Consider the following 21,423-nt stretch of genomic DNA (forward strand, 5'->3'; position numbering starts at 1 on the left):
GGGAGATTAGGATATGGGGAGATTGGGGGATGGGGAGATTGGGGGATGGGGAGATTGGGGGATGGGGAGATTGGGGGATGGGGAGATTGGGGGATGGGGAGATTGGGGGATGGGGAGATGGGGGGACAAGGGGACGGGGAGACAAGGGTTATTAATGATATTTATTTTTTAACCTTTAACCTTTGACCTTTGACCTTTGACCTTTGACCTTTGACCTTTGACCTTTAACCTTTGACCAATACCAATTCATATCCCAATAGCTTTATCGAATCGCAACATTTCCAAACTGCGATCGCCATATATTGATTCTATCTGCTCGTGACAGCATTCGATAGCAAAATCGTTTAATTCTTCAGGTTCAATCCCAAATAAATCTTTAAATACTTCTGGTTCTACACGGCAAAAACGCGGACGCTCAGTATAAATGCTGCATTCTCTATGACTTTTGTCGTAATTTATGCACCATCCATCTTCACCCACCATACTGAGATATTCTTCTAGCTCCTGCGATGATAAATATTCTTCTAAGTCGGGACGTTCTGCTGGGTCAAGGTAGCAGCAGGCCCCACATTGCTTTACACATTGCCAAGTTGCCATTGTTGATATTATTGTTTTAGTAATAAATAGTATGCGAATGAAATTACGAATTATCTACGGTGCTTGCTCTGCTTGCTTAAATTATTACTTACCCTGAGATTTTCAAATCAATTTTATTCTTTTAGTTTTTTTATGTCTTTTTCTATAATTTTGTTAAGTAAATTAAAATTAAGCGCTAATTGCCAGATATGATCTATATCCAAGAGAGATTTTTCTTTTTATTCATTATTTTTTTAAGACAATTAGGAGGTAATTAATGGAAGCTTTAGCAAATGTCAATTGGGAAGTTATTTTTCAGCTAACTTCTGTAGCACTGATCATGTTAGCTGGACCTGCGGTAATTTTCGTATTAGCATTTCGCGGTGGCGATATGTAATGCGTTTGTCTTGAGTTAGGAGTTAGAATTATAGCTCCTAACTTTAATTATTATTAAAAAATGATGATTAAAATGTATTTTTTTCGATTTAAGTTAGGGAATAAGAAGTAGGAGTAGGAAAGAAGCTTGGAATGCTGCACTAACAGCACTCTGCTTTTACGTCCTATTTATTTATGATTAAAATTTATCCAGTCAATTAGAGGTCTTACAGTCCCAGGTATTAAACTTTCGCTTACAGTCACTTCGTGCTGTTTATCTTTATCTTCTACGGTAATTGTATATTCAAAGCGATCGCGATTGTTAGAGTCACCGGCTATATATGCGGGTAAATTAAAGAAATTTGCACATTCTAATAGCATCGGCAATTGTTCGGCTTGATTTTGCGGTATTTTCGCTGTATCAATCGTTATCACTTTACTTATTCCAGCAAAACCGCCGCTACGCTCTAAGGTTATTAACATTGTAATTGGGAATAGGGCATAGGTTAAAGGTTAAAGGCCAAAGGTCAAAGGTCAAAGGTTAAAGGTCAAAGGTCAAAGGTTAACTCCTAACTCCTAACTCTAGCCCTGTCAAGGTGGCTGAACATATCCTGGAAGCCCTGAGAAAACGTTGATTTTCAATTATGATTGCTTTTTTGATTTTCCTTTATGACTCATTTTTTATCAAGAATCTCAGTTTATTGATAAAAAGCTTGAGAAAAAGATGAGATTCAATACGAGCATTAATGCTCTAATTTAGCTCTCTTTCTTATCTTTAGCGTTTTTAAGTCTACTTCAATGCCACCTACTCCTAACTCCTAACTCCTAACTCCTAACTCCTAACTACTTAATCAACTCCAACCTCTTTCCAAGCATTGACAACCGCTTTTTGTTCGCTGCTTGCTGAACCGTAAAGTTCTCCTGCTACTGCAATAGTTATTTCTGCGGCTTGTTTAAAGTTTGATTTTGAGCGCAGTTTTTCACATAAACTAAGGTACCAAATTTTTCCGGCTTTCTCCCAAGCGTAACCACCAATTTCTGCTGCTGCTAAGTAAAAAGCACGATTGGGTATACCCGAATTTATATGTACTCCGCCGTTGTCTTTTGTACCAGTGTAAATATCTTTGACGTGGGCTGGTTGGGGGTCTTTACCAAGTACGGGGTCGTCGTAAGCTGTACCCGGTGCTTTCATTGAGCGAATTCCTTTACCTTTGACTTTTTCAGTAAATAATCCGGCACCAATTAACCAGTCTGCTCGATCTGCGGTTTGATTATTGATTTGCTGTTTGACTAAGGAACCAAACACGTCAGAAAACGATTCATTCAGCGCACCGGATTCGCCAAAATAGATTAAATCTGCTTCATACTGGGTAACACCGTGGGTTAATTCATGTCCAATGACATCAACCGACTTGGTAAAACGGTTAAATAGTTCGCCGTCACCGTCACCATAAACCATTTGGCTGCCGTTCCAAAAAGCATTTTGGTACTTCTCACCGTAATGTACGGTAGAATCCAAACGCAAGCCTTTGTCATCGATGGAATTGCGATCGCAAATTTTTTGAAAAAAGTCGTAAGTAGCTCCAGCTGCGTCGTAAGCTTCATTTACGGCTTCGTCTTCTGTAGGAGCATCACCTTCACCCCGGACTAATTGTCCTGGCAGTTTTTCAGCAGTTTTCGCATCATAGATAGTACGGCGTTTTTCACCAGCTTGCGGCATTAAATCTATACCGCCCAAATTAATCCGTCTGCCCCTAGTTTGCGCGGAAAGATTCAAAGTCTGAAAAGCCCATTCGCGCTGGGTTGGTGTGCCGTTAACAGCCACCTTTTCCAACATATGAGGGGGGATAATACAGCAGATCGGACATCTGTAATGAAGCGAATGTTTATAGCCGAAACCATGTGATTTTTTCTGCTTTTTTCGAGCCATCTAATGGTGTTCTCCCTTTTTTTATTTTTTATTTTGGATTTTGGATTTTAGATTACCCTTCGGGAAGACGCTTTCGCGTCAATAGATTTGGATAAATAACTAAAATTCTTAATCTAGTTTGTATTGAGCCTGCTTTTCCTTATTAAACCAGGAGAGTTACGACCTAATTTCGCAAATACATCAAAACATTATTTGGGTGAATTACGTTTGTATACCAAACCTTCGGAGGTTATATCATAAAATTCATCGAATGTTGGCTATGTTACCTATTAGTGTTGGAATAATGCGATTTTGTATTGCTATTTGATATTTGTTTATGTTTGTTATGAAAAATTAATTTATCTTAATCCTAAATAATAAAGAGATAAGTAATAAATTCGTAAGTAGGTCGGCGTTAAAAATCGCGATCGCGACAGGGAGTAGGGAATAGACAGTAGGGACAAGGCTTTAATACCAATTTACCCAACCGTTACATAGTTGGTTTCATTTGTGCCGACTTACTTAGTGCGAGTATCTTGGTCGCTCTTTGCTTCGAGCGAGACGGTCGCAAAATCGACCAAATAGATTATTAATTTCAGAAATAATTCAAAATCTTTAAACTATTCCTCCAAATACTGCCAACCCATAACATTTCCAGGGTACAGCTACAGTATTAAACCCAGCTTCCATCAGCATTTGTAACTGTGCATCTAAAGTTGCTAACTGGTCTTGACTAGAGTAACCGTAACTAGTAGCATAATCTACAGAATCGCTATTACTTGCCAAGCGAGAACGAACTTCTTGTATAGTCGTTCCTTGATTTTTCGTCCATTCTTCTCCCACAGCTTTGTAAATTTCTGCTAATACGGGTGATTCTGGTAAAATTGGGTCTGCATTCCAAAAGCAACCACCGCTCTTAAGACTTTTACCGATACGTTGAAATAACTTTGCTTTCATCTCGTCGCTGAGATGGTGAATTGCCAGTGATGACACACAAGCATCAAATTCAGTACCAACATCAAATTTTTCCGGATTATTTGCCCATTCTCCAAAATCGGCTTCTATACCACTCCATCGCTGATATCCAGCTTGATTAATTTTTGTTCTCGCAAATTCGATCATCCTGGGTGAATAATCGAGAGCAATAACTTCAGCAGCGGGACAGCGATCAAGGATTTTATGACTAAGCTCACCCGTACCGCAACCCAATTCTAAAATCCGACGAGAGTTAGCAGGAACACAGCGAGCAACAGCTGCGAGCATTTGGTCGTAGTTCGGTAACAGTTGACGAATACCAGCATCAAAATCGGTAGTTTGAGCGAAAACTTCACCGGGAAACACTTGTGACATGAAAATTTTACCATGATAATGCAACACTAATAATTATGATGCATCAGATGCATTCTAAAATCTATTGAGGCGGAAGCGTCTTCCCGAAGGGTAATCTAAAATCCAAAATGGTATAACTTATACACCAAAATGGTGGAATTTATCTAACATAGTTATAGACCTCACTAGTTTTGTGTGGTTGTGTGTTGTAAAACTTAGTTGTAATTTTGCCCTGGGGATTAAACCCTTGGCATTTTTTTTGTGATTCCGACTCAAATATCGAGGACAATTCTCTGAGTTTTCGGTTGAGAAATACAAATTAAAACCGAATCTTCATCAACTGCTGCTGTCGGTTCTTCTTGATAGCTCACTTCACCTTCAGTAATTTGGCAAGTGCAGGTTCCACAAATCCCAGCACGACAGCTATAGGGTGGATTAATGCCGTTATTTTCGGCGAATTCGAGAATATTACCATCTTCCTGAGTCCAAGTTAGAGTTTTACCGGATTTAGAGAAGACAATTTCTGCTGTGGTAACACTTTCATCTGTAGTCGTAACGGACTTTTGAGAAGATGCTGCTATTGGCTTGCTAAATGATTCAAAGTAAATTTGATTTGCGGGTACTCCCCATGCTTGCAGACCGTCACGTAATGATTGCATAAAATTCGGAGAACCGCACAAGAAAAACTCAGCATTTTGTGTAGTTAGTTGTTGAATTAAAGCTGAATTAACGTAACCTTGGCTGTGATATTTTCCCTCATCTTCTAGTTCTGGACGACTATAACGAAAATGAACTTTTAAGTTAGGATTTTCGCCAGCTAATCCTAATACTTCTTCCCGGAAAGCATGATAATTCCCATTCCTAGTACCATGTACAAAATAAACTTCTCGTTGAGGATTTAGTTGGGCTGTTGCTTTTGCCATACTAATCATCGGTGTAATCCCAACACCGTTACTTATAAGTACCGCAGGTAGCTTTTTTTGTACATTTAAAACGAATTTACCGTTTGGTGGTTTTGCTAGAATTACCGAGCCTTCATGAATAGAATTGTGCATGAAATTCGAGGCAATTCCTGGCATTACGCTTAATCCTGGTGGTGCTAATTCTCGCTTAATTGATAAACGATAATATTGAGGATATTGGCTATAGTCGGAAAGCGAATAAGTGCGGATTACTGGCTTATTCTGTCCGGGAATATCAAGTTTAATAGTAAGGAATTGTCCCGGTTGAAAGTTGGGGATCTCATATTTATCTTGTGGTTCTAAATAAAAGGAAGTAATTTCCTCACTTTCTTTCACTTTACGAACGACAATAAAGTTTCTCCAATCTTTCCAAATTTGGTTTTGCGATTTATCTATTTGTTGTTTATCTAAAGATAATTTAAGTTTATTTGATTTTTCAGCAACAGTTAAACCGAATATACCACCAGCAACAGTAGCAAGTAACGAAGAATATATCCCATATTTCAAGGCGGATTTATCCTTGGGATTAATATAGCCAATAATTGAACCAGAAATAATTGTTACAATTGTAAATCCCAGACTGGCACTGGTAAAAGCTCTGAGGAGAGGATTTTTTATTGCTGCGATTGGTTCTATCATAAAATAACCCGTTACGATCAAAACTAGTTTTTATTAAAGAGCGGCGATTATATTCCTTTAAACCCAACTTCACTTTCAACTTCTTGTAATTTATTTGGTGAATTTGTCCTAGATTCGGAACCTTGATGGGATGGTTTGGGAAAAATACTTAATTGACTCAAAACAATCCCCACCAAAATTACAAAACCACCGATATATTGAGCTAAATTTGGTGCTTGTCCTAAGATTAAATAGGCAGCAATTACAGCCACAATCGGCGTGAAAGAGCCAATCAACGAAGCTTGAGGTATGCTAGTCGCTCGCAATCCCGCAATCCAACAGGACTGACCAACTACTACAATTACTGGTCCGTAAATCAACATCCATTTCCATAAAAACGGTGAAAATACATCCATAAAGTGATGCGGTCCGTATAGTATTAAGGCTGCGAAGAAAAAGGTAATTGTTCCCAAAGCTGTACGATAAATATTAAAAATTTCTAGCGGAACTTGGGCGAGATTTTTCTTACTCAGAATAGTCGAAATAGCCAAAACTACAGACGCGATCGCAGTCAAAATTTCTCCAGTTCCAAAACTAAATAAATTTTCCATTTTTACCATTTCTTGTAGATTAGATGGTAGAGAAATGGTTAGGAATACACCAACAAAAGAGACAATCGCTCCAATTATTTGCCAAAAATTGACTCGCTCTCGCAAGAACCATATAGAAAGAGCTAAAGTTAAAGGTGGTTCCAATCGACCAATTAAAACAACATTATTAACATCTGTAATAGCTAAAGCTTGAAAAATCAAACCAGGTGCTAATGCTGCTCCAAGAATTGAAGTAATAGTCAGATAAAACCATTTATTTTTGCTAATTTGTCGCAATCTACTCAGTGTAAACTGTCGTCCATAGACTACTGACAGTACAAATAAAGCGCAGAGGTTGCCGACAAATAAAACATTGCAAAAAGAAACAGGATTATGACCATTAACGTACCTTTGCGCTCCAATTTCTGTTAGTTTACGAGTGACGGAACTTGCAGCACCAAAAATAAAAATGGCAACTAAGAGATAAAGTTGACCGGAAAATCTAGGAATGATTAAAAAACGTGATACCCGCATTTAGCTTCAGCGATCCTAAGTGAACATCACCTATTTTGGTTGCGGAGTTCCCTGGATTATACAAGGCTTAATATCACATTGCAGTTCGTAAAGTTTATTCACATACTGTTCTTGCCAACTTAAGGGAATTTCTAATAAATCTCGCGTTCCGGTCATTCCTTGTCCAATAAATAATAAGAGAGCTACACAATTAAGAATAATGTGAACAGTGCGCCAACGATTTTGTCTATCTTTGTAAATATCCTGGACAATTGCTAGGGAAAAAATCATCAACATTGCAGCAGTTATTCCATAGTAATAATGGGAGATAAACCACTCATTCCCTCGTCGATACACTTCTGGTTGACAACCGAGTAAAATTAATCCCATCCCTGTTAAAGTTGCAAATATTCCTCTCCAAATTGGAGTTTTGGCTTGGTAAAGAAAGTAAAGTGATGCAACGGTTGCAATACACATAAAAACAACAAAAACGAATCGTAGAGGTTCTTGGGAAATTACCTGTTTTTCCAGCATTTTTGCAAAAATCGAAAATGCAAGTCCTAATAAAGTAATCCCTACAACCGCACCAGTTAACCAGCGTCCTAAATGTACGTGTTCTTGTCCAACCACAGGAGGAATTTTACTTTTATTACCCGATGCTGTTTGTAAGCGACGCTGACGGGTTGACCAGGCAAAATTAACAACAATTCCAATTAAAGGAAAGACGAAAAAAACTGCAATCATCGGATGTAGTAGCAAAAAATAGTCTTTAGCTATCATAGGATTTTGGATTTTAGATTACAAAGACGGGAAGACGCTTTCGCGTCAATAGATTTTAGATTCGTTTCACAAAACAATCTTTTCTGTCAAATACTTATGTTTAAATTAATGGGGTAATTTTGTATTTTATTTTTTACCCCATTTGTTCTCTTTCAACAAGTATTAAAAATACTACTTCACTTCTGCTGGAGGAAACTTATCAATTTTACCTTTCTTGACCGCAACCACTACATCGTAAGTAGAACAATAAGAAAAGGTAACGTTATTTTTCTTGTTAAAAAGATTAACAACCATACCCGCACCACCTGGTTGAATCCCGATTGGTTCTAAATCTCCAAAGAAAAAACGACGCATTGCATCAGCACTACCAAACTGTCCTTTATTTTTGGTAATCATATCAATGTGCTGCTGAGGAGTCATTCCGGTTGCATCTTTCATTTCTTGAGCGGATGCTGTTGTCAAATTAGAATTAACAACTTTTGCGGGTACATCACAAGCAAATAACATACCGGATAAAGTCAAGATCGTGAAAATTGAAGTTGGTTTAATCATTAGCTATTTTGAATTACTCCTTTAATTTTTGACCGCTGCAACATTATTCAAGAGGAATATAGGCTTAAAGATTCACAGAGCAATATGATTGAAATCAATTTTCGAGAACAAGTTTATATAAATTAATATTTCTTCATCAAAACACTGATTTATATCAGAATTACTGACGAAATATGATTTTCCCTTTAAGACGTGTCATAATACCCTCGCGTTGTAATTGGGAAAGTACGCGAGATAATGCTTCTGGAGTGATACCGATGCTACTGGCAATATCTTTCAAGGGTTGTTCTAGATCGAGAGTTTTTTGATCGGGAGGAGTCATTACCCGCAAATAATGCATAACGCGATCGCGAGCTGAACGAATTCCTCGCACTTCTAATAGCAGTTTTGTCTGGTGCAATCGTCGTGCTAATTGTTCGGTAAAATTTATAGATAAATCAGCATTTGACTTCAAAGCATCTAAAAATAACTGCTTCGGGAAAGAAATTACCCTCGTTGAACTTTTTGCGATCGCGCTACACACATATATATGGTTAAATAATGCAACTTCCGCAAAATATTCTCCTGGTTTGACTGCATAATGATTAACAGTTGTCCCATCATCTATATAATGAATTAACTTGATACAACCGCGATCAACAATAAAAATAGCATTAGCAACTTCATTCTGATAAAAAAGTATTTCACCATCTGCTAAATCATGAACAGTCATAGCATCAATTAGATTTTCTGGCAAATCTTTCGTTTTAAAGCTACTCATGACCATGTATTTTTATTAAGAAAAGCATAATTTTTTAATTCCATTGTTAGAGTCCTGGTGTTTGACAAAAACAATTATTAAGCTTTTTCCAAATAATTAAATTAATTTAAGTTGAGAATCAGTTTAGAATTTCTGTTAATAAGACTTAGAATGTTGTAAATTATGCAGAAAGTTTTACCTGGAATCTTCTAAATTATCCTTGTGGAACGCGAAAATTAATTATATTTACAGGAATGGCCGCAATTGTCACAAGACCGAGGGAACGGTGCGTGACACATAAACCATTATATTGCGTTAGAAATCAAGCGAAGTGTCACAGCACCCTACGACCAAAATATGCCAGTTGCGGCCATTCCTAATTTACAAGAAATAAAGATAGATAAAGCTAAATGATTATTTTAGTAATGGGTGTTTCAGGTTCCGGTAAAACTACCGTCGGTGAGAAATTGGCGGAATCTTTAGGTTGGGAATTCCGCGATGCTGACGATTTTCATCCTCAGAAAAATATTGAGAAAATGCACAACGGTATTGCTTTGGATGATGCGGATAGATTACCTTGGCTGCACAATATTCAAGATGCAATTAAACAATGCTTGTCAGAAAATAAAGATTTAGTTTTAACCTGTTCGGCTTTGAAAGAAAATTACCGTCAGATGATTTTACTAGACAAAGAATCTGTAAAATTAGTTTACCTCAAAGGTGATTTTGAATTGATTCAAGAACGCCTGAAAGAGCGGTCAAATCACTTCATGAGTGAACAACTTCTTAAAAGTCAATTTGATATCCTTGAAGAACCTTGCGACGCGATTAAGGTAGATATTTCACAGCCTCTTGAAGCTATTGTGCAAGAAATTATAGATAAATTGTGATAGAAATTCTTCGGTGCGATATTTTAATTTACCCAAAATACCGATGTTGGGTTACGACACGATCATCGTAGATTGACCATTACGTTTAAAATTGATTTTCGTGTCTAACCCAACCTACAAGCTAAACTCAATACTTATTGAGAAAATTTTCTACTTCCAAAGCCGTGGGTTGAGAAGCGATCGCACCGGGTTTTAATGTAGTCAAAGCCCCCGCAGCACTAGCGTAAGCGATAATCTTTTTCACGACTTCGGGATCTGTTAAATTTTGTACGCCATAATTTAACAGTTGGTGAACGAAACCAGCAACAAAACTATCCCCGGCACCAGTTGTATCAACTACGGGTACGGAAAAAGCAGGTAATTTATCTTCGTTTTCACCCAGACAATAAGCACAACCTTTGTCGCCATCCGTGACTAATACGCCTTCCACAGAGTTGAGTCGGTAAGTAATTGCCCCAGCATCATGAGTATTAAATAATAACTCAGCTTCTTCTTTAGCAAGTTTGAGAAAATCTACTTTTTTGATTAATTCGCGAATTTGATCGGGAGCAGCATCGGGATTAGTCCAGAATACATCGCGCCAGTTGACATCGAGCAAAATTTTCACGTCGTATTGGGAAGCTAATTCTAAAGCGCGGTTAACTGCTGCACCACTATCGGGATAAGCCAATTCCAAAGTTCCGACGACTAAAAAATCTGCTGTAGCAAATAACTTTTCTGGTAATTGAGCAGCCTTGAGACGAGTATCGGCGAATTCGGTGGTGTCGTAATCCTTAAATCCGGCAAAAACGCGATCGCCATTTTGTTTCCGCACAACTAAAACTTGGCGAGTTGGTGCTTCGGGATGACGCTGCACCCCGGCTGTATCTACTCCAATTTCCTGTAAAAGTGCCTGTAAGTTATTACCAGCTTCGTCTTCACCGACTGCACCAATAAATGCACTGGGCGTTCCTAACTTTACTAAAGCACAGGCAACATTAGCTGGTGCGCCCCCTGGATAAGCCGTCCACGACTCAACTTCACTAAGCGATCGCCCTAACTGGTCGGCGAGCATATCGTATAATATCTCACCCAAACATAAAACACGGGGATTACTCATTTCATTTAATTTTTAAACTTAAATTCTGTATGAAACCTACAATAATATTTACCATTCATTTGGCAATCGTTCATACAATTAAATAGCAAGATTCATTCATAATTGTTTTCTATTGCTCTTGTACCAAGGCTTTTTTTGAGGCAATCGCTTTATTTTTATTTGTTATATATAGTTAAAATAAATACTTATATAAAATACTGTATCGCTGTCTACCCAACTCATAAAGAAAATATAGACAATCGTATTGCATTAAACACTTGAAACGCCTACCTTTCAGACAATCTTCTACAATGGGAAAGAGCAATTAAGTACATTTACCACTAATCGGGAGGATGATTTGAAAATGGCTGGTGGCGAGTCTCAGACCCCTGTTAGTCTGTCAGACCGAGAACTGCAAATTATCGACTTAGTGGCCACTGGCTTAACTAACCAATTAATTGCAGTAAAGCTGGAGATCAGTAAGCGTACTGTTGATAACCATATCAGCAATATTCTTACAAAGACTGGAACTGAAAACCGAGTAGCTCTTGTCCGTTGGGCTTTGCACTGGGGTAAGGTCTGTTTGAATGATGTGAATTGCTGTCCTATTCCCCCTCGGCAGGATTAAACAGCGTTACAACGGTTATTTGTGAGTCTTAATTGATTGCTGCTAGTTATTCTCCTCACGCTTCACTTATTTTATGCTTATTTTTTCGACGCGAAATTACAGGGTATTGGTCTACGCATATTGCTAGCAGCAATCAATCCCCGTCCGACTAGCAACGGACGGGTACACTTTCATCTTTCATTGATTTTACTTAAAATAAAATTTAGTTAAAAATTAGTTAAAAAAATAGTCAAAAAATCAAATCGCAAAATATTATTTCTTCTTAATACTCCCTACTCCCTATTCCCTACTCCCTTTAACTTAATATAGATTTAATAATCAATAAAAATTAGCAATAGTTTCTCATAATTCCTTTTGCAAAAGGTTACATTGATAATAGAATATATTTTGCCTAACCAGGTGGGGGAGCAATGTTGCGATGAATACCTTAACTTTTGCCGAAGGTAGCGACCTATCCTTTGATTTTTTTAATTTGGATTTGGTTTCACCCTCTCCCACACAAGATGCGGATTTACTCGATCGGCTATCCTTTGTTCCTGGGTTAAAAGAAATTTTGATGCTGCGTCAGGTTCACGCTTTAGAACACGCTACAGTATGGATTTTAAGCGAATCGCATTCAGCAGTAAATAAAAAAAACAGCCTCAAAAATGTTAATATTGATAATCAGCTTTACAGTGGTTTATCTACTGAAGTTGGATTTTTTCTTTATGGTGAAGTCAACATTAGCGACTTGCGACGCGCTGTAAACCTTGCTCTCCAAAGACTCACCACTGGGGAATGGGATTTAGCCGTACATCCTCGCTGCGGTACCAATGCATCAGTTGGAATGTTATTAACAGCAGGATTGGCTGTAGGAATGCATTTACTATTACCGCGAGGACCAATTGAGCAGTTAATTGGTTTAAGTTTAGCCACAACAACCGCAACCGAACTGACTCCCGATGTCGGCGCTTTTTTTCAACGTCATATTACCACTGCAATTCCTTTTAACCTCGCAATTGAAAATATTACCCACCAGTATGATGCAATGGGACGCAAAGCTTATTTTATAAAAGTTCAATGGAAATAAGGTATTGGGTAATTGGTAATTGGTAATTGGGAGTAATAAGTAGTAAATAAGTTATTTTTCCCCCCATCCCCCCATCTCCTTGTCTCCCCCTCCCCCCATCCTCTTGTCTCCTATCTTAAGTGGTATTCATAGCTACAAAAAAATAACCATTTTAATGATGTTTTCTAAGTCGAAGGAAGGATGAAGCTAATTCTTCTGTTAGTGACACTAGGAAAGGAATTTAAAACGATAGGATCTTTATGGCAGCGACATTTACCGATACTCAACGTCAAGCGATCGCAATGAAGTTAGCAGATATGAAAGTGCTGCAAAACCAGATGGTTGCTAGCGAGCAGAAATTAATCTCGGCTATAACCGATCAAGATATTACCAAGCGCATACAAGATATGCTCAAGGATGACCAAGAAAGCTTGGGAACTATTGAAGCAGCGATCGCTAAATTTGGGACTTCATCCGAACCCCAAGAGAAAGTAAAAAGTTTCGCTCAAACTGTTGACAAAATGATGGGTGGTAGCGAATTACAACTTTATGAAAAAGCATTGCAGCATGAAGGAATGAAGCATCAGTTAGTAATGACTGGTCTGCTCGTACACAAATGCGCTCAAGCTGCTGGAGACGATTGGGAAGAAGCAATTGACCCCATCAACAAGGTTAATTTCAAAAATCGCGCTCACCAAGAACAGTTAAAAGCAATTATTTACGCTTTAGGTACTCGCGAATTAGTTGGTAAAGAACCCGATACCAGCATTTGGGCTGGTGTTGAAGATGGAATCGCTGCTGCGAAGGGTTTGTTTAGCGGTCTGACCAGCTAAGACTTTTGTTACAAATTTAAGAGCGATTAACTAATACCGTTTTGTATAAAGATGCGCTTAGTTCAGCCTACGCAGGTAGACTTTGTAATATTAGCCCCAGCCTTCTAGGCTGCGGGCGTTTTGGCTTTATAAGTTACTATTATTTCAACTTAAAATTATCAAATTTAATTACTTTGTCTCCAGGTTTAGTAGTATCAAAATAATAACTACTTACCTCACCATTACCTGTATCTAGAATACTAAATACGGTGATTTCATTACTTGCAATATAAGGTGTAGATTTACCATCTTCACCAGTTAATGGTTTAATTGATGGCATTATCGGTTCTAAACCATTGGGGTCGCCGACTTGAATATATTTCTCTTTATAACCTTGTGGTACGTTGCGTTTTTTATCACCCACATAAGCACCGTAATTATTACCAACATTTGATGATTCTAAAAAATGCATTCCCGATGGACTGCGGAAACGATTCCATAAATGAGAATGACCGTAAAATACTAGCTGTACCTTATTCTTTTCTAATAAAGGCACAATATCCCGAATTAAATAATCTTTTTCAATAGGATATTCGTAACGTATAGCTGTTATCTTGCCGCTATCATCTTTTTCAATTGTTTGCACGGGATTTGTATAAGCCGGAACAATATTTTCTCCTAAAGAATGAACCGGATGATGGAACATCACAATTTTGTATTTTGCTTGTTGAAATTCCGGACTATTCAGTTCTTCAACAAGCCAATTATATTGAGCGCTACCTGGATCGATTGGTTCAAACAGATGCTGTCCGTAACCCCAGTTTTCTGGTTTATCAAAATCGGCTGCTCTTTCACGGTATTTACCTTTTGCATCCGGATCTAAATTAGGAACTCGCCAAATATTTGTAGCATAAAGTACTACTAAACGCACATCACCAAAAGTTGTTGCATAGTACTTTTCTCCGCCAGTTTTACTCTCAGGTAAACTAAAAATTTCTTCATAAGTATCGGTATTAAAAGAATTAGCCGACAAAGCAGATTCACCATACAAATTTTTAGCTACAGCGCGGGGAATTGTATCATTATATTCACCACCCAAACTATCGCTTTTACCTCTTCTTCCCATTACTTCATGATTGCCGATCGCAGTAAAAAGAGGGGCATTTTGAATAATTTCGCCGCCAGTATAAGCTGTTTTGACTCCATTCTCTATTTCATAACTAGCGCGACCTTGTAAAGCCGGGAAAAATGCACCACCACGATTATCATCAAACCATTCGCTAGCGCGGTCTGAGATATTAACCAAATCCCCAGCCATAAATACCGCATCAATATTTCCGGCCGTTTCCTTTGCTTTTTGTAAATTCGCTGCGGTCATTGGTTTGAGTTGATGGTCGGAAGTAAGCAGAATTTTTAAAGGTTTACCCGATTCAGGTGCAGGTGTAAGGTTATATATCTTACTTTTTGCATCCCCACCATTTTCCGGTTTGCTAGTTACTTGATAGTCAATTTTGTTACCGGAAGTTAATCCAGTAATTTCTGCTTCATGTCGCCAAATGTCGCGCTGAACTGGTTTTTGGTAAACTTGTTTATCTTCGGTTTGATTTCCAACGCGAGATTGTTGGTCTTCTCTGGTATGACTTAACTTAATAGTTGTAGCATCGGTAGTTTGCTTGAGATTTTCACCGTAAGCAACCGTATTCTTCTCCCCAGGAAACTCCGAAAACCACACAACTCGAACTGAATTTTCAGTGGGTAATTGCAGAAAAGGTTCAGTCAGCAGAGTTGAAGCTTCAGCAACAGGTTGTGAATTGGGTAAGCATCCATATATTAAAGTAAGACACAAAACACATAGGAATAAAGATACTAACGGTGCGGGACGATTTTTAAAACGTCTAAACATGATTAATTTCCATTTATCTATAGTTTTGTAGAAACAATCAACTGATAATTGTTTCCTACAAATGTAGTCTATATGACAAAAATTCATGGAAAATTTGCTCGCAATAGTCAAAGTTTCTTGCAATGCGAAAGCTAATTTCGCAAAAATATCACTGTAATTACCAATTAACAATTGTCAAACTTGTTACCTTTGTTAATTCATTATCGGCAGTTACTAAACTAGCTCCAACTTGAAGTGCAGTTGAAGCAATAATTGCATCTGGGAGTTTTACTCGATATTGTAACCGAATTTGAATAATCTGTTCGATGAATAAATCGTTACTTGCTGCTAAATCAATTACTTCTACACGCTTGAGAAATTCTTTAAATAAATTGCGATCGCTTTCACTCAACCCAGAAAACGCTAAAAATTCGATTTGACTGATGATAGAAATTCCCACCCATTCAGCATTTTGCAATAATGTCACTAATGCTGGAGAACCTTTTAATAAAGCAACTATGGCATTTGTGTCCAGTAGATAACGTTTACCACTCATTGCGTAATATCCTTGTTTGGGTAACACTATCACCTTCCCAGCTTAAACGTCCCGCTAAATCGGAAAAATCGTAAGATTTCCCATGGTAAGTATCTGGGGTACTGGGGTTGACAACGACAACTACATCAACAGTACCAGATGACAATTCGGTGGGGATATCAAGGTGTAAATTACCAGAATTATCAATAACTGCCGCTAGTTTTATAACTTTCATTTTCTAAGACTTTATATTTATCACTATTATAATAAATTTGCTGTCTAGCTTATATCCCAGCTTTAAAAAGACTGGGTTTTACGCTGCTTGAATTTAGATAAGTGGCAACAAGTTAACACTCACTCAAACGCAACTTGCAAAGGTTTTGTTGGTAGCATTCTCGGTTCTGGTAATGGTTTATTCTCTTCTCTCAACATCTCTATGCTGAAACCTTTACCCCAAGACTTGGATCAATAATCTTCAGTATTCTCATTAATAAGTAGGGATTCCAGCTTTTGAGTTAAATCTATATAATCATTCCAGTATCTATGTGCAATATCTCCCGAAGATTTCTCATCTACCTGATTTTGTTGGTAATCATAGACAAATTTAACAATATTTAATAGATTTTTTCGCTGACAAAGAGTCAATTTGATAAAATAACCAAATAAATCTATATGTGTGCCTGTAGACATAATATTACTCAAAATTTTATTCAGATCAAAAAAAGTTAATGGATTTAGATAAATTTTGAAATTAAGTTGATTTAAGAATGAAACTAAGGGTATATAGTATTGTTTTTCAATTATTTTATAGCTATTCTCTTTCTGATTATTTTCTAGGGATTCACACACACTCAAAAATTGGAAAATTGTTAATAAATTCTCTTTTTGTTGATTATCTATTTGAGATATTAAAGTCATTAGTTCTATAACTTGTTCTTTATTATCTAAGCGGCTGAAATTCTCTAGTAATTCTTTTCCACCTTTTAAGGTTGCAAAATCTGTTGTTGCTGAATTTGGGGTTGCTGTATCTGCTGAGGTTGAAAAATCATTTTGAAACTGACTACGATCAATGCTAGCGCGATCGCGACTGTTAACAAAATCATCATCAAGCGAGTTTTCTGTTTCTTCGGAGAATAATTCTCCCCAACTGTCGGAGGATGGGACGGTATTGTTTCCTTTTTTTTTTCTGGTAGTTGAACAACTTCTTTAACTTCTTTGATTGGTTCTTGGACATTCGATGCAAAACCTCTCCAAACACCCGCACTATGGAGAATTGTTCGTCTTTCTAAATTTTTCGTAACTACGACTAGGACACCATCAGTTTTTGTACTTCCATCCCAAGCAATCCAATTTTTTGGTAAAGGTTTATTGACTATTTCTTCAGCTAGTTTTTCTAAAGCTTCAGCAGATGTACGCTCTATTTGATATCTATCCTTCGATTCATCTGTATTAATTACTTGATAATTAGCTTGTTTGATATCCTCTATAAATTGATTAATTACATCTAAATCAACTCGAAATTCTTCTAGTTCAAAAAATTCAATCGATTCTTCGATCATTTTAGAGAAAGTTAAATCTTTATTCAAAAAGCTCTGAATTGCACTGTAGGCAATTTTTTTGATAACCGCTTCATTCTCTTCCAAATCTTCAGCAATCCAGACAATAGAGTTTAAAACTCTTCTTCCTAATTTTTCCGAACGTTGAGGTGATTCAATCCCTGTAACTTCCAATAATAGTTTATTATCTTCTTTGTCTCTAAAAAGAAGCAAAGATGGTTTAACTTCATCAATTAAGTCATTAACAATTGTAATTTGCTTGTTACTCCCTTTGATTAATTGATGTTGAATCAAACGAGGTTTTTCTACTGGTTGATGCTCTTGAGTCTCAATTTTACGCCAGTGGATACCTGTTTTACCCAATGCAGAAGTTTTGACATAAATTTCAATATTATTCATAATTTAACCGTCCTTAGTTATAAATTAAAAAAGAGTCTGAGGAATCTCCAACCATTTGTGACCCTGAAGAATCGCAAAGCCATCGTTATTTTTACTGCCGATAGCAAATCTAAACAAAGCGTTATTAAAAGCATTTATTTGTTCTTGAGTTGCCTGGACTATCAGCAATGTTGATTGTAAATTCGTTTGTACCTCTGATACAGTACTTTGCTTTTTATTGACTTCTTGTTTGGCTTGATTATAAGGTGTCTCCCTATCATCAAAAAAGTTAGCCACTTCTCTAAATAACCACCACATTTTATTTCGCTCATTTAATAGCTTTTGTTTCGTTTCAAATTCTTGCTTGACGAACTTTAATCTATCTTTTTCTGTATATAAAGTTGTTTCCAGATTTTCTAATTTTTCTTGTTCTTTTTGCAAAACCTGCTTTTTATTTTCTAGAAATACATTAATCAGAAAAAGCAAAATGTACCGCAGAGGTTGTTCTCCGTCTTTTGGTTGATAGGGAGCATTAATTGGAGTTTTATGATAGTAAAACTTTGTAAAGTTATTTTCATCAGTTTTATAGTGAGAAAATGTTATATTGCCAATAGTTTGTACTGGAGTCACAACCACGGCAATTTTATTAATTAAAGCATCGGATTTAAAGAAATCTAACAATCCACTATAAGCTGTTTTTAAGTGATATAGTAAATTCTCTGCATCTGTACTTGTTTTAGTATAAGCTTCGCATTTTATGGGTGCAAAAATTACTAAGCGGGGTGAATATATCTGAGAAAATGCATCTTTAATTAATTGAGTAATGCGCTGAGAATTATTCTTCTCTTCGTGCCATGTTCCAATTTCACCATGACTAACTCTACCTGTCTTTTTTTGCATTAATGCAGTAGCATCAATTGGAATCACAATAGCATCACATTGGTTTAATTGTTGTTTGATATAATCTTTTTGTTCTGGTGCTGCATCGGGGTTGAAATACTCACCGGAAGGGTCAGTAAACCGCAATCCCATGAATTTTTTACCACCACTTCCAATCTCAAAATAAAAGCCTTGGTCATTCCAAGGATTATCTTTTGGTTGTGTTGGAGTAACTTGTTTTTTTAAACGTGGATCTATATTTTTCAAAATAGATTTACATTCTTCTATCGCTCGTAAGCTATTAGTGTCATCTACCCATGTTTGGAGGTTAGCACGCTCAAATGTTTTATGAAATTCTTCGTGCATTGCTGCTAAGAGGCTCGTTTTACCAATACCTCTTAAAGCAACCATTAAAATTTTCAGTTCTTCAATTTCATTCATAATTTTTTCTACAGATTATTGACCTAGTTATTTATCTTAATTTTATATCTATTGAACAAAATAAAAATATTCCTGTTTATTTACCGTTGTGACTTGATTGACTGCTTGTACCCATTCCTCTTTCATTTGTTTCTCTTGTTCTTTTTGACCAAAAATCTCAGACCAAATGTTGCCACGATTCTTTCTCAAAAAGCTTTTCCATTCTTTTTGGATATCTTTTTGAAGAATCACATTATCGATGAACTCTTCTACCATTGCGTATACCGCTTCACCTGGTTCACATAATAGTTCTTCTAAAGCTGGTTGGATAGTATTAATTGCTTTTTCATAATCAATTTCTAAAGCCGTAAGAATATCTTCTGCTGTAGTATCTTTAGAAATAGCAAGTGTTTTATCTACTGGTTCTAGCATTTGCCCATATTGTCCGGCTATGGGACTAATATTAGTAAGTCCATCTAAGTGATGGCGAATTCGAGGAAGAATTAAACCACGGTAGGATAGCTGAAAATTCCCTAACACTTGAAAACCAGCTTTTAATTTGACTGATTTTTCAGGGATAAAATTAACTATTTCCGTGAAAAAGCACGAACCTTCTGTGTCCGATAAATTATTTAATTTGCCCTTTGACTTGAAAATATCAACAACTTTATTCTTAACTGATTCAACTTTACGTATTAAACTTTGATCTAGGGATAAAAACTTATGAGATATTAACACCCTTAATTCATCTTGATAATCTGGATAAACCCTAAATGCACTACTCATCATAATACGAGTATTAATTTTTTCCAGAGCATTTTCAGATGAGAGTATACCTTTATCCTGTTCGCAGCTTTCAATTGCAGCAATTACTCCTTCATGTAGTTCCTCATCAGGTATTTGACGTTGATACCAAAGTTCTGTTCTCAGTTCCTGAAGACTTAAGGTAATATCCCTCCACCAACCACCATCATGATTTCCAAATAACTCGCTAAAAAGTTCTTCGGTTTCTAAATAATCATCTTCTGAACCTTGAGGCAAAATTATTTTGGCTTTATTTAGTGCAACATTAACAGATTCGTAAATTTTAACTAAACGTTGTTGACATACACTTGAATATTTGTTGTCAAATTCACTTATTTGATTGGTTAAATAATCTAAAATAGCTTCTAATAATTGATTTGTTGCTTCATTATCCGAGCAATTAGTAATTAAACATTTCTCTACTAAGATATATTTTTCTCTAATTGTCTCTAACAAATCATGGCAATTTTTAACATTATCACCATTGCTAGAATTAAGACTAGTTTGATTTAATACTAGAAATGACCACAAATTAATTGGTAATTCAAATAAGGCTGAACGTGCAGCATCATATAGCTTAACATCTACATCTGCCCAGTAATCACCTGAAGATTTGGGCATTCTTACAAATAAAACAAAATCAATATCTTTTCCTAATGCTTGAATGAGTCTATTCTCGTCCCCAAGACCTGTATCACCTAATCCGGGCATATCAACTAAAGCAATTTTACCAACATTGGTATTCGGAAATGTACAGCTAATCTTCACTTCTTTGACTGCTAAATAATTAAATAAAATTCTTTGACCATCGGTCGTATCTTGTGCTGTATATTCCCGTATTTGGTGCTTCTGAATAACTTTTGGAGAAGCTTCTTTAAAAAGATGACGATATTGCTCAAACTGGGAATGATATCGCTTTAAATGCTCATACATTGCTCCTGGTTCTGCATAACCAGGAATATTTTGAGGTAATTGTGGCAAGGGTGTATTTGCGAATTCCTCTACAGTTAGAGGTTTTGCGCTTAAATGAAGCTTTTCATAGTAAGGAATGATAACTTCGTCGAGAAACGATCGCTCTGTATGAAACCACACCTCACCATAAGTATCTACGTTTGATCTGTGACGAATCGTACTACGCACCCCCGTACAATGCTGGCGATCACCATCGGGTATTTCTGCGGTACTTAATCCTGTTAAACTTTGCAGAAGACGGCTTTTTCCCTGTCTTGCACGCCCAATTACACCAATATTAAGGGTATCGCGGGAAAAACGGTTTTTCAGTCGAGTTAAAGCTTCTAACTCAGAAGCGATCGCTAACTGAATGTGAGAAAAATCAATTTCCTTGAGTTTTCCAATCACGTTCACATCTCCAATTCGGCTGGAAAGATAATCACGACGCTCCTTAAGTCGTTGTAAAGCAGCAGATAGGGTTTTTAAATTTCCTTCGACCCCTTCTATTTTATGAGCCAGGGGTTTACGCTTTTCGATAATATTCGCGATGCGTGTCGTTACGTCCATTGGAAATCATTCTGAAAGTGTCATAACAGGTAGTATAACTTTAGTTCGGGTT

General features: G+C 36.8%; 23 protein-coding genes. 6 read left to right on the plus strand and 17 right to left on the minus strand.

From position 1 onward, the window contains the following. Positions 1-246: 246 nt before the first annotated feature. The gene (locus tag VB797_RS09690; protein WP_323237463.1) at positions 247-597 is read right to left on the minus strand and encodes a YkgJ family cysteine cluster protein; all 351 of its coding nucleotides are present in this window, start codon (positions 595-597) and stop codon (positions 247-249) included. Between the two features lie 256 nt (positions 598-853). On the opposite strand from VB797_RS09690, the gene psb30 reads away from it, so the two are divergent. After that, positions 854-973, plus strand: a complete 120-nt coding sequence (gene psb30 / locus VB797_RS09695) for a photosystem II reaction center protein Ycf12/Psb30 (RefSeq protein ID WP_015122679.1) — start codon at positions 854-856, stop codon at positions 971-973. A gap of 167 nt (positions 974-1,140) precedes the next feature. Here psb30 and VB797_RS09700 read toward each other — a convergent pair whose 3' ends face one another. From VB797_RS09700 to VB797_RS09735, 8 genes are all read right to left on the minus strand, one after another. Further along, a complete protein-coding gene (locus VB797_RS09700; protein ID WP_323237464.1) occupies positions 1,141-1,434 on the minus strand; it encodes a protealysin inhibitor emfourin in 294 nt (97 codons plus the stop codon). 364 nt (positions 1,435-1,798) lie between these two features. Continuing rightward, positions 1,799-2,881 carry a M4 family metallopeptidase gene (locus VB797_RS09705; RefSeq protein WP_323237465.1) on the minus strand — a complete coding sequence of 361 codons (1,083 nt, stop codon included), beginning with the start codon at positions 2,879-2,881 and terminating at the stop codon, positions 1,799-1,801. Between the two features lie 594 nt (positions 2,882-3,475). Beyond that, the gene (locus VB797_RS09710; protein ID WP_323237466.1) at positions 3,476-4,210 is read right to left on the minus strand and encodes a class I SAM-dependent methyltransferase; all 735 of its coding nucleotides are present in this window, start codon (positions 4,208-4,210) and stop codon (positions 3,476-3,478) included. A 251-nt stretch (positions 4,211-4,461) separates the two neighbouring features. Beyond that, entirely contained in the window at positions 4,462-5,790 is a 1,329-nt protein-coding gene (locus VB797_RS09715) for a 2Fe-2S iron-sulfur cluster-binding protein (protein ID WP_323237467.1), read from the minus strand. A gap of 47 nt (positions 5,791-5,837) precedes the next feature. Next, positions 5,838-6,893 (minus strand): DMT family transporter, encoded by a 1,056-nt coding sequence (locus VB797_RS09720; RefSeq protein ID WP_323237468.1) that lies wholly within the window; start codon positions 6,891-6,893, stop codon positions 5,838-5,840. Between the two features lie 30 nt (positions 6,894-6,923). After that, positions 6,924-7,652, minus strand: a complete 729-nt coding sequence (locus VB797_RS09725) for a DUF4079 domain-containing protein (RefSeq protein ID WP_323237469.1) — start codon at positions 7,650-7,652, stop codon at positions 6,924-6,926. 171 nt (positions 7,653-7,823) lie between these two features. Further along, positions 7,824-8,201, minus strand: a complete 378-nt coding sequence (locus VB797_RS09730; RefSeq protein ID WP_416350854.1) for a hypothetical protein — start codon at positions 8,199-8,201, stop codon at positions 7,824-7,826. A gap of 163 nt (positions 8,202-8,364) precedes the next feature. After that, positions 8,365-8,964 carry a Crp/Fnr family transcriptional regulator gene (locus tag VB797_RS09735; protein WP_323237471.1) on the minus strand — a complete coding sequence of 200 codons (600 nt, stop codon included), beginning with the start codon at positions 8,962-8,964 and terminating at the stop codon, positions 8,365-8,367. A gap of 389 nt (positions 8,965-9,353) precedes the next feature. On the opposite strand from VB797_RS09735, the gene VB797_RS09740 reads away from it, so the two are divergent. After that, positions 9,354-9,833, plus strand: coding sequence for a gluconokinase (locus VB797_RS09740; protein WP_323237472.1), 480 nt, complete (start codon positions 9,354-9,356; stop codon positions 9,831-9,833). A 127-nt stretch (positions 9,834-9,960) separates the two neighbouring features. On the opposite strand, the gene VB797_RS09745 is transcribed toward VB797_RS09740, so the two are convergent. Beyond that, positions 9,961-10,932: a carbohydrate kinase gene (locus VB797_RS09745; protein ID WP_323237473.1), complete on the minus strand. Its 972-nt coding sequence runs from the start codon at positions 10,930-10,932 to the stop codon at positions 9,961-9,963. A gap of 343 nt (positions 10,933-11,275) precedes the next feature. Here VB797_RS09745 and VB797_RS09750 point away from each other — a divergent pair, with 343 nt between their 5' ends. The 3 genes from VB797_RS09750 (at position 11,276) to VB797_RS09760 (ending at position 13,420) form a co-directional block, all read left to right on the plus strand. Continuing rightward, positions 11,276-11,539, plus strand: coding sequence for a helix-turn-helix transcriptional regulator (locus VB797_RS09750; protein ID WP_323237474.1), 264 nt, complete (start codon positions 11,276-11,278; stop codon positions 11,537-11,539). Positions 11,540-11,957: 418 nt separating this feature from the next. Next, a complete protein-coding gene (locus tag VB797_RS09755; protein ID WP_323237475.1) occupies positions 11,958-12,608 on the plus strand; it encodes a DUF6391 domain-containing protein in 651 nt (216 codons plus the stop codon). Positions 12,609-12,847: 239 nt separating this feature from the next. After that, positions 12,848-13,420, plus strand: coding sequence for a hemerythrin HHE cation-binding protein (locus VB797_RS09760; protein ID WP_323237476.1), 573 nt, complete (start codon positions 12,848-12,850; stop codon positions 13,418-13,420). A gap of 139 nt (positions 13,421-13,559) precedes the next feature. Here the strand turns inward: VB797_RS09760 and VB797_RS09765 are convergent, their stop codons facing one another. The 3 genes from VB797_RS09765 to VB797_RS09775 all read right to left on the minus strand — a co-directional run bounded on the left by VB797_RS09765 (position 13,560) and on the right by VB797_RS09775 (position 16,051). Beyond that, entirely contained in the window at positions 13,560-15,302 is a 1,743-nt protein-coding gene (locus VB797_RS09765; protein WP_323237477.1) for a metallophosphoesterase family protein, read from the minus strand. Between the two features lie 157 nt (positions 15,303-15,459). After that, entirely contained in the window at positions 15,460-15,837 is a 378-nt protein-coding gene (locus VB797_RS09770; RefSeq protein ID WP_323237478.1) for a type II toxin-antitoxin system VapC family toxin, read from the minus strand. Then, the gene (locus tag VB797_RS09775) at positions 15,827-16,051 is read right to left on the minus strand and encodes a hypothetical protein (protein ID WP_323237479.1); all 225 of its coding nucleotides are present in this window, start codon (positions 16,049-16,051) and stop codon (positions 15,827-15,829) included. Before VB797_RS09775 ends, VB797_RS09770 begins: the two co-directional genes overlap by 11 nt. A gap of 87 nt (positions 16,052-16,138) precedes the next feature. Here VB797_RS09775 and VB797_RS09780 point away from each other — a divergent pair, with 87 nt between their 5' ends. Then, complete coding sequence (locus VB797_RS09780) at positions 16,139-16,288, plus strand: hypothetical protein (RefSeq protein WP_323237480.1); 150 nt, start codon at positions 16,139-16,141, stop codon at positions 16,286-16,288. Here VB797_RS09780 and VB797_RS09785 read toward each other — a convergent pair. From VB797_RS09785 to VB797_RS09800, 4 genes are all read right to left on the minus strand, one after another. Next, positions 16,282-16,734, minus strand: coding sequence for a hypothetical protein (locus VB797_RS09785; RefSeq protein ID WP_323237481.1), 453 nt, complete (start codon positions 16,732-16,734; stop codon positions 16,282-16,284). The genes VB797_RS09780 and VB797_RS09785 overlap by 7 nt on opposite strands. 65 nt (positions 16,735-16,799) lie before the next feature. Then, positions 16,800-17,771 (minus strand): hypothetical protein, encoded by a 972-nt coding sequence (locus VB797_RS09790; protein WP_323237482.1) that lies wholly within the window; start codon positions 17,769-17,771, stop codon positions 16,800-16,802. Between the two features lie 24 nt (positions 17,772-17,795). Beyond that, positions 17,796-19,070, minus strand: coding sequence for a TRAFAC clade GTPase domain-containing protein (locus VB797_RS09795; protein ID WP_323237483.1), 1,275 nt, complete (start codon positions 19,068-19,070; stop codon positions 17,796-17,798). Between the two features lie 48 nt (positions 19,071-19,118). After that, positions 19,119-21,371: a GTPase domain-containing protein gene (locus VB797_RS09800; RefSeq protein WP_323237484.1), complete on the minus strand. Its 2,253-nt coding sequence runs from the start codon at positions 21,369-21,371 to the stop codon at positions 19,119-19,121. Positions 21,372-21,423 lie beyond the last annotated feature (52 nt).

The organism is Rivularia sp. UHCC 0363 (assembly GCF_034931125.1).
GTDB lineage: Bacteria > Cyanobacteriota > Cyanobacteriia > Cyanobacteriales > Nostocaceae > Rivularia.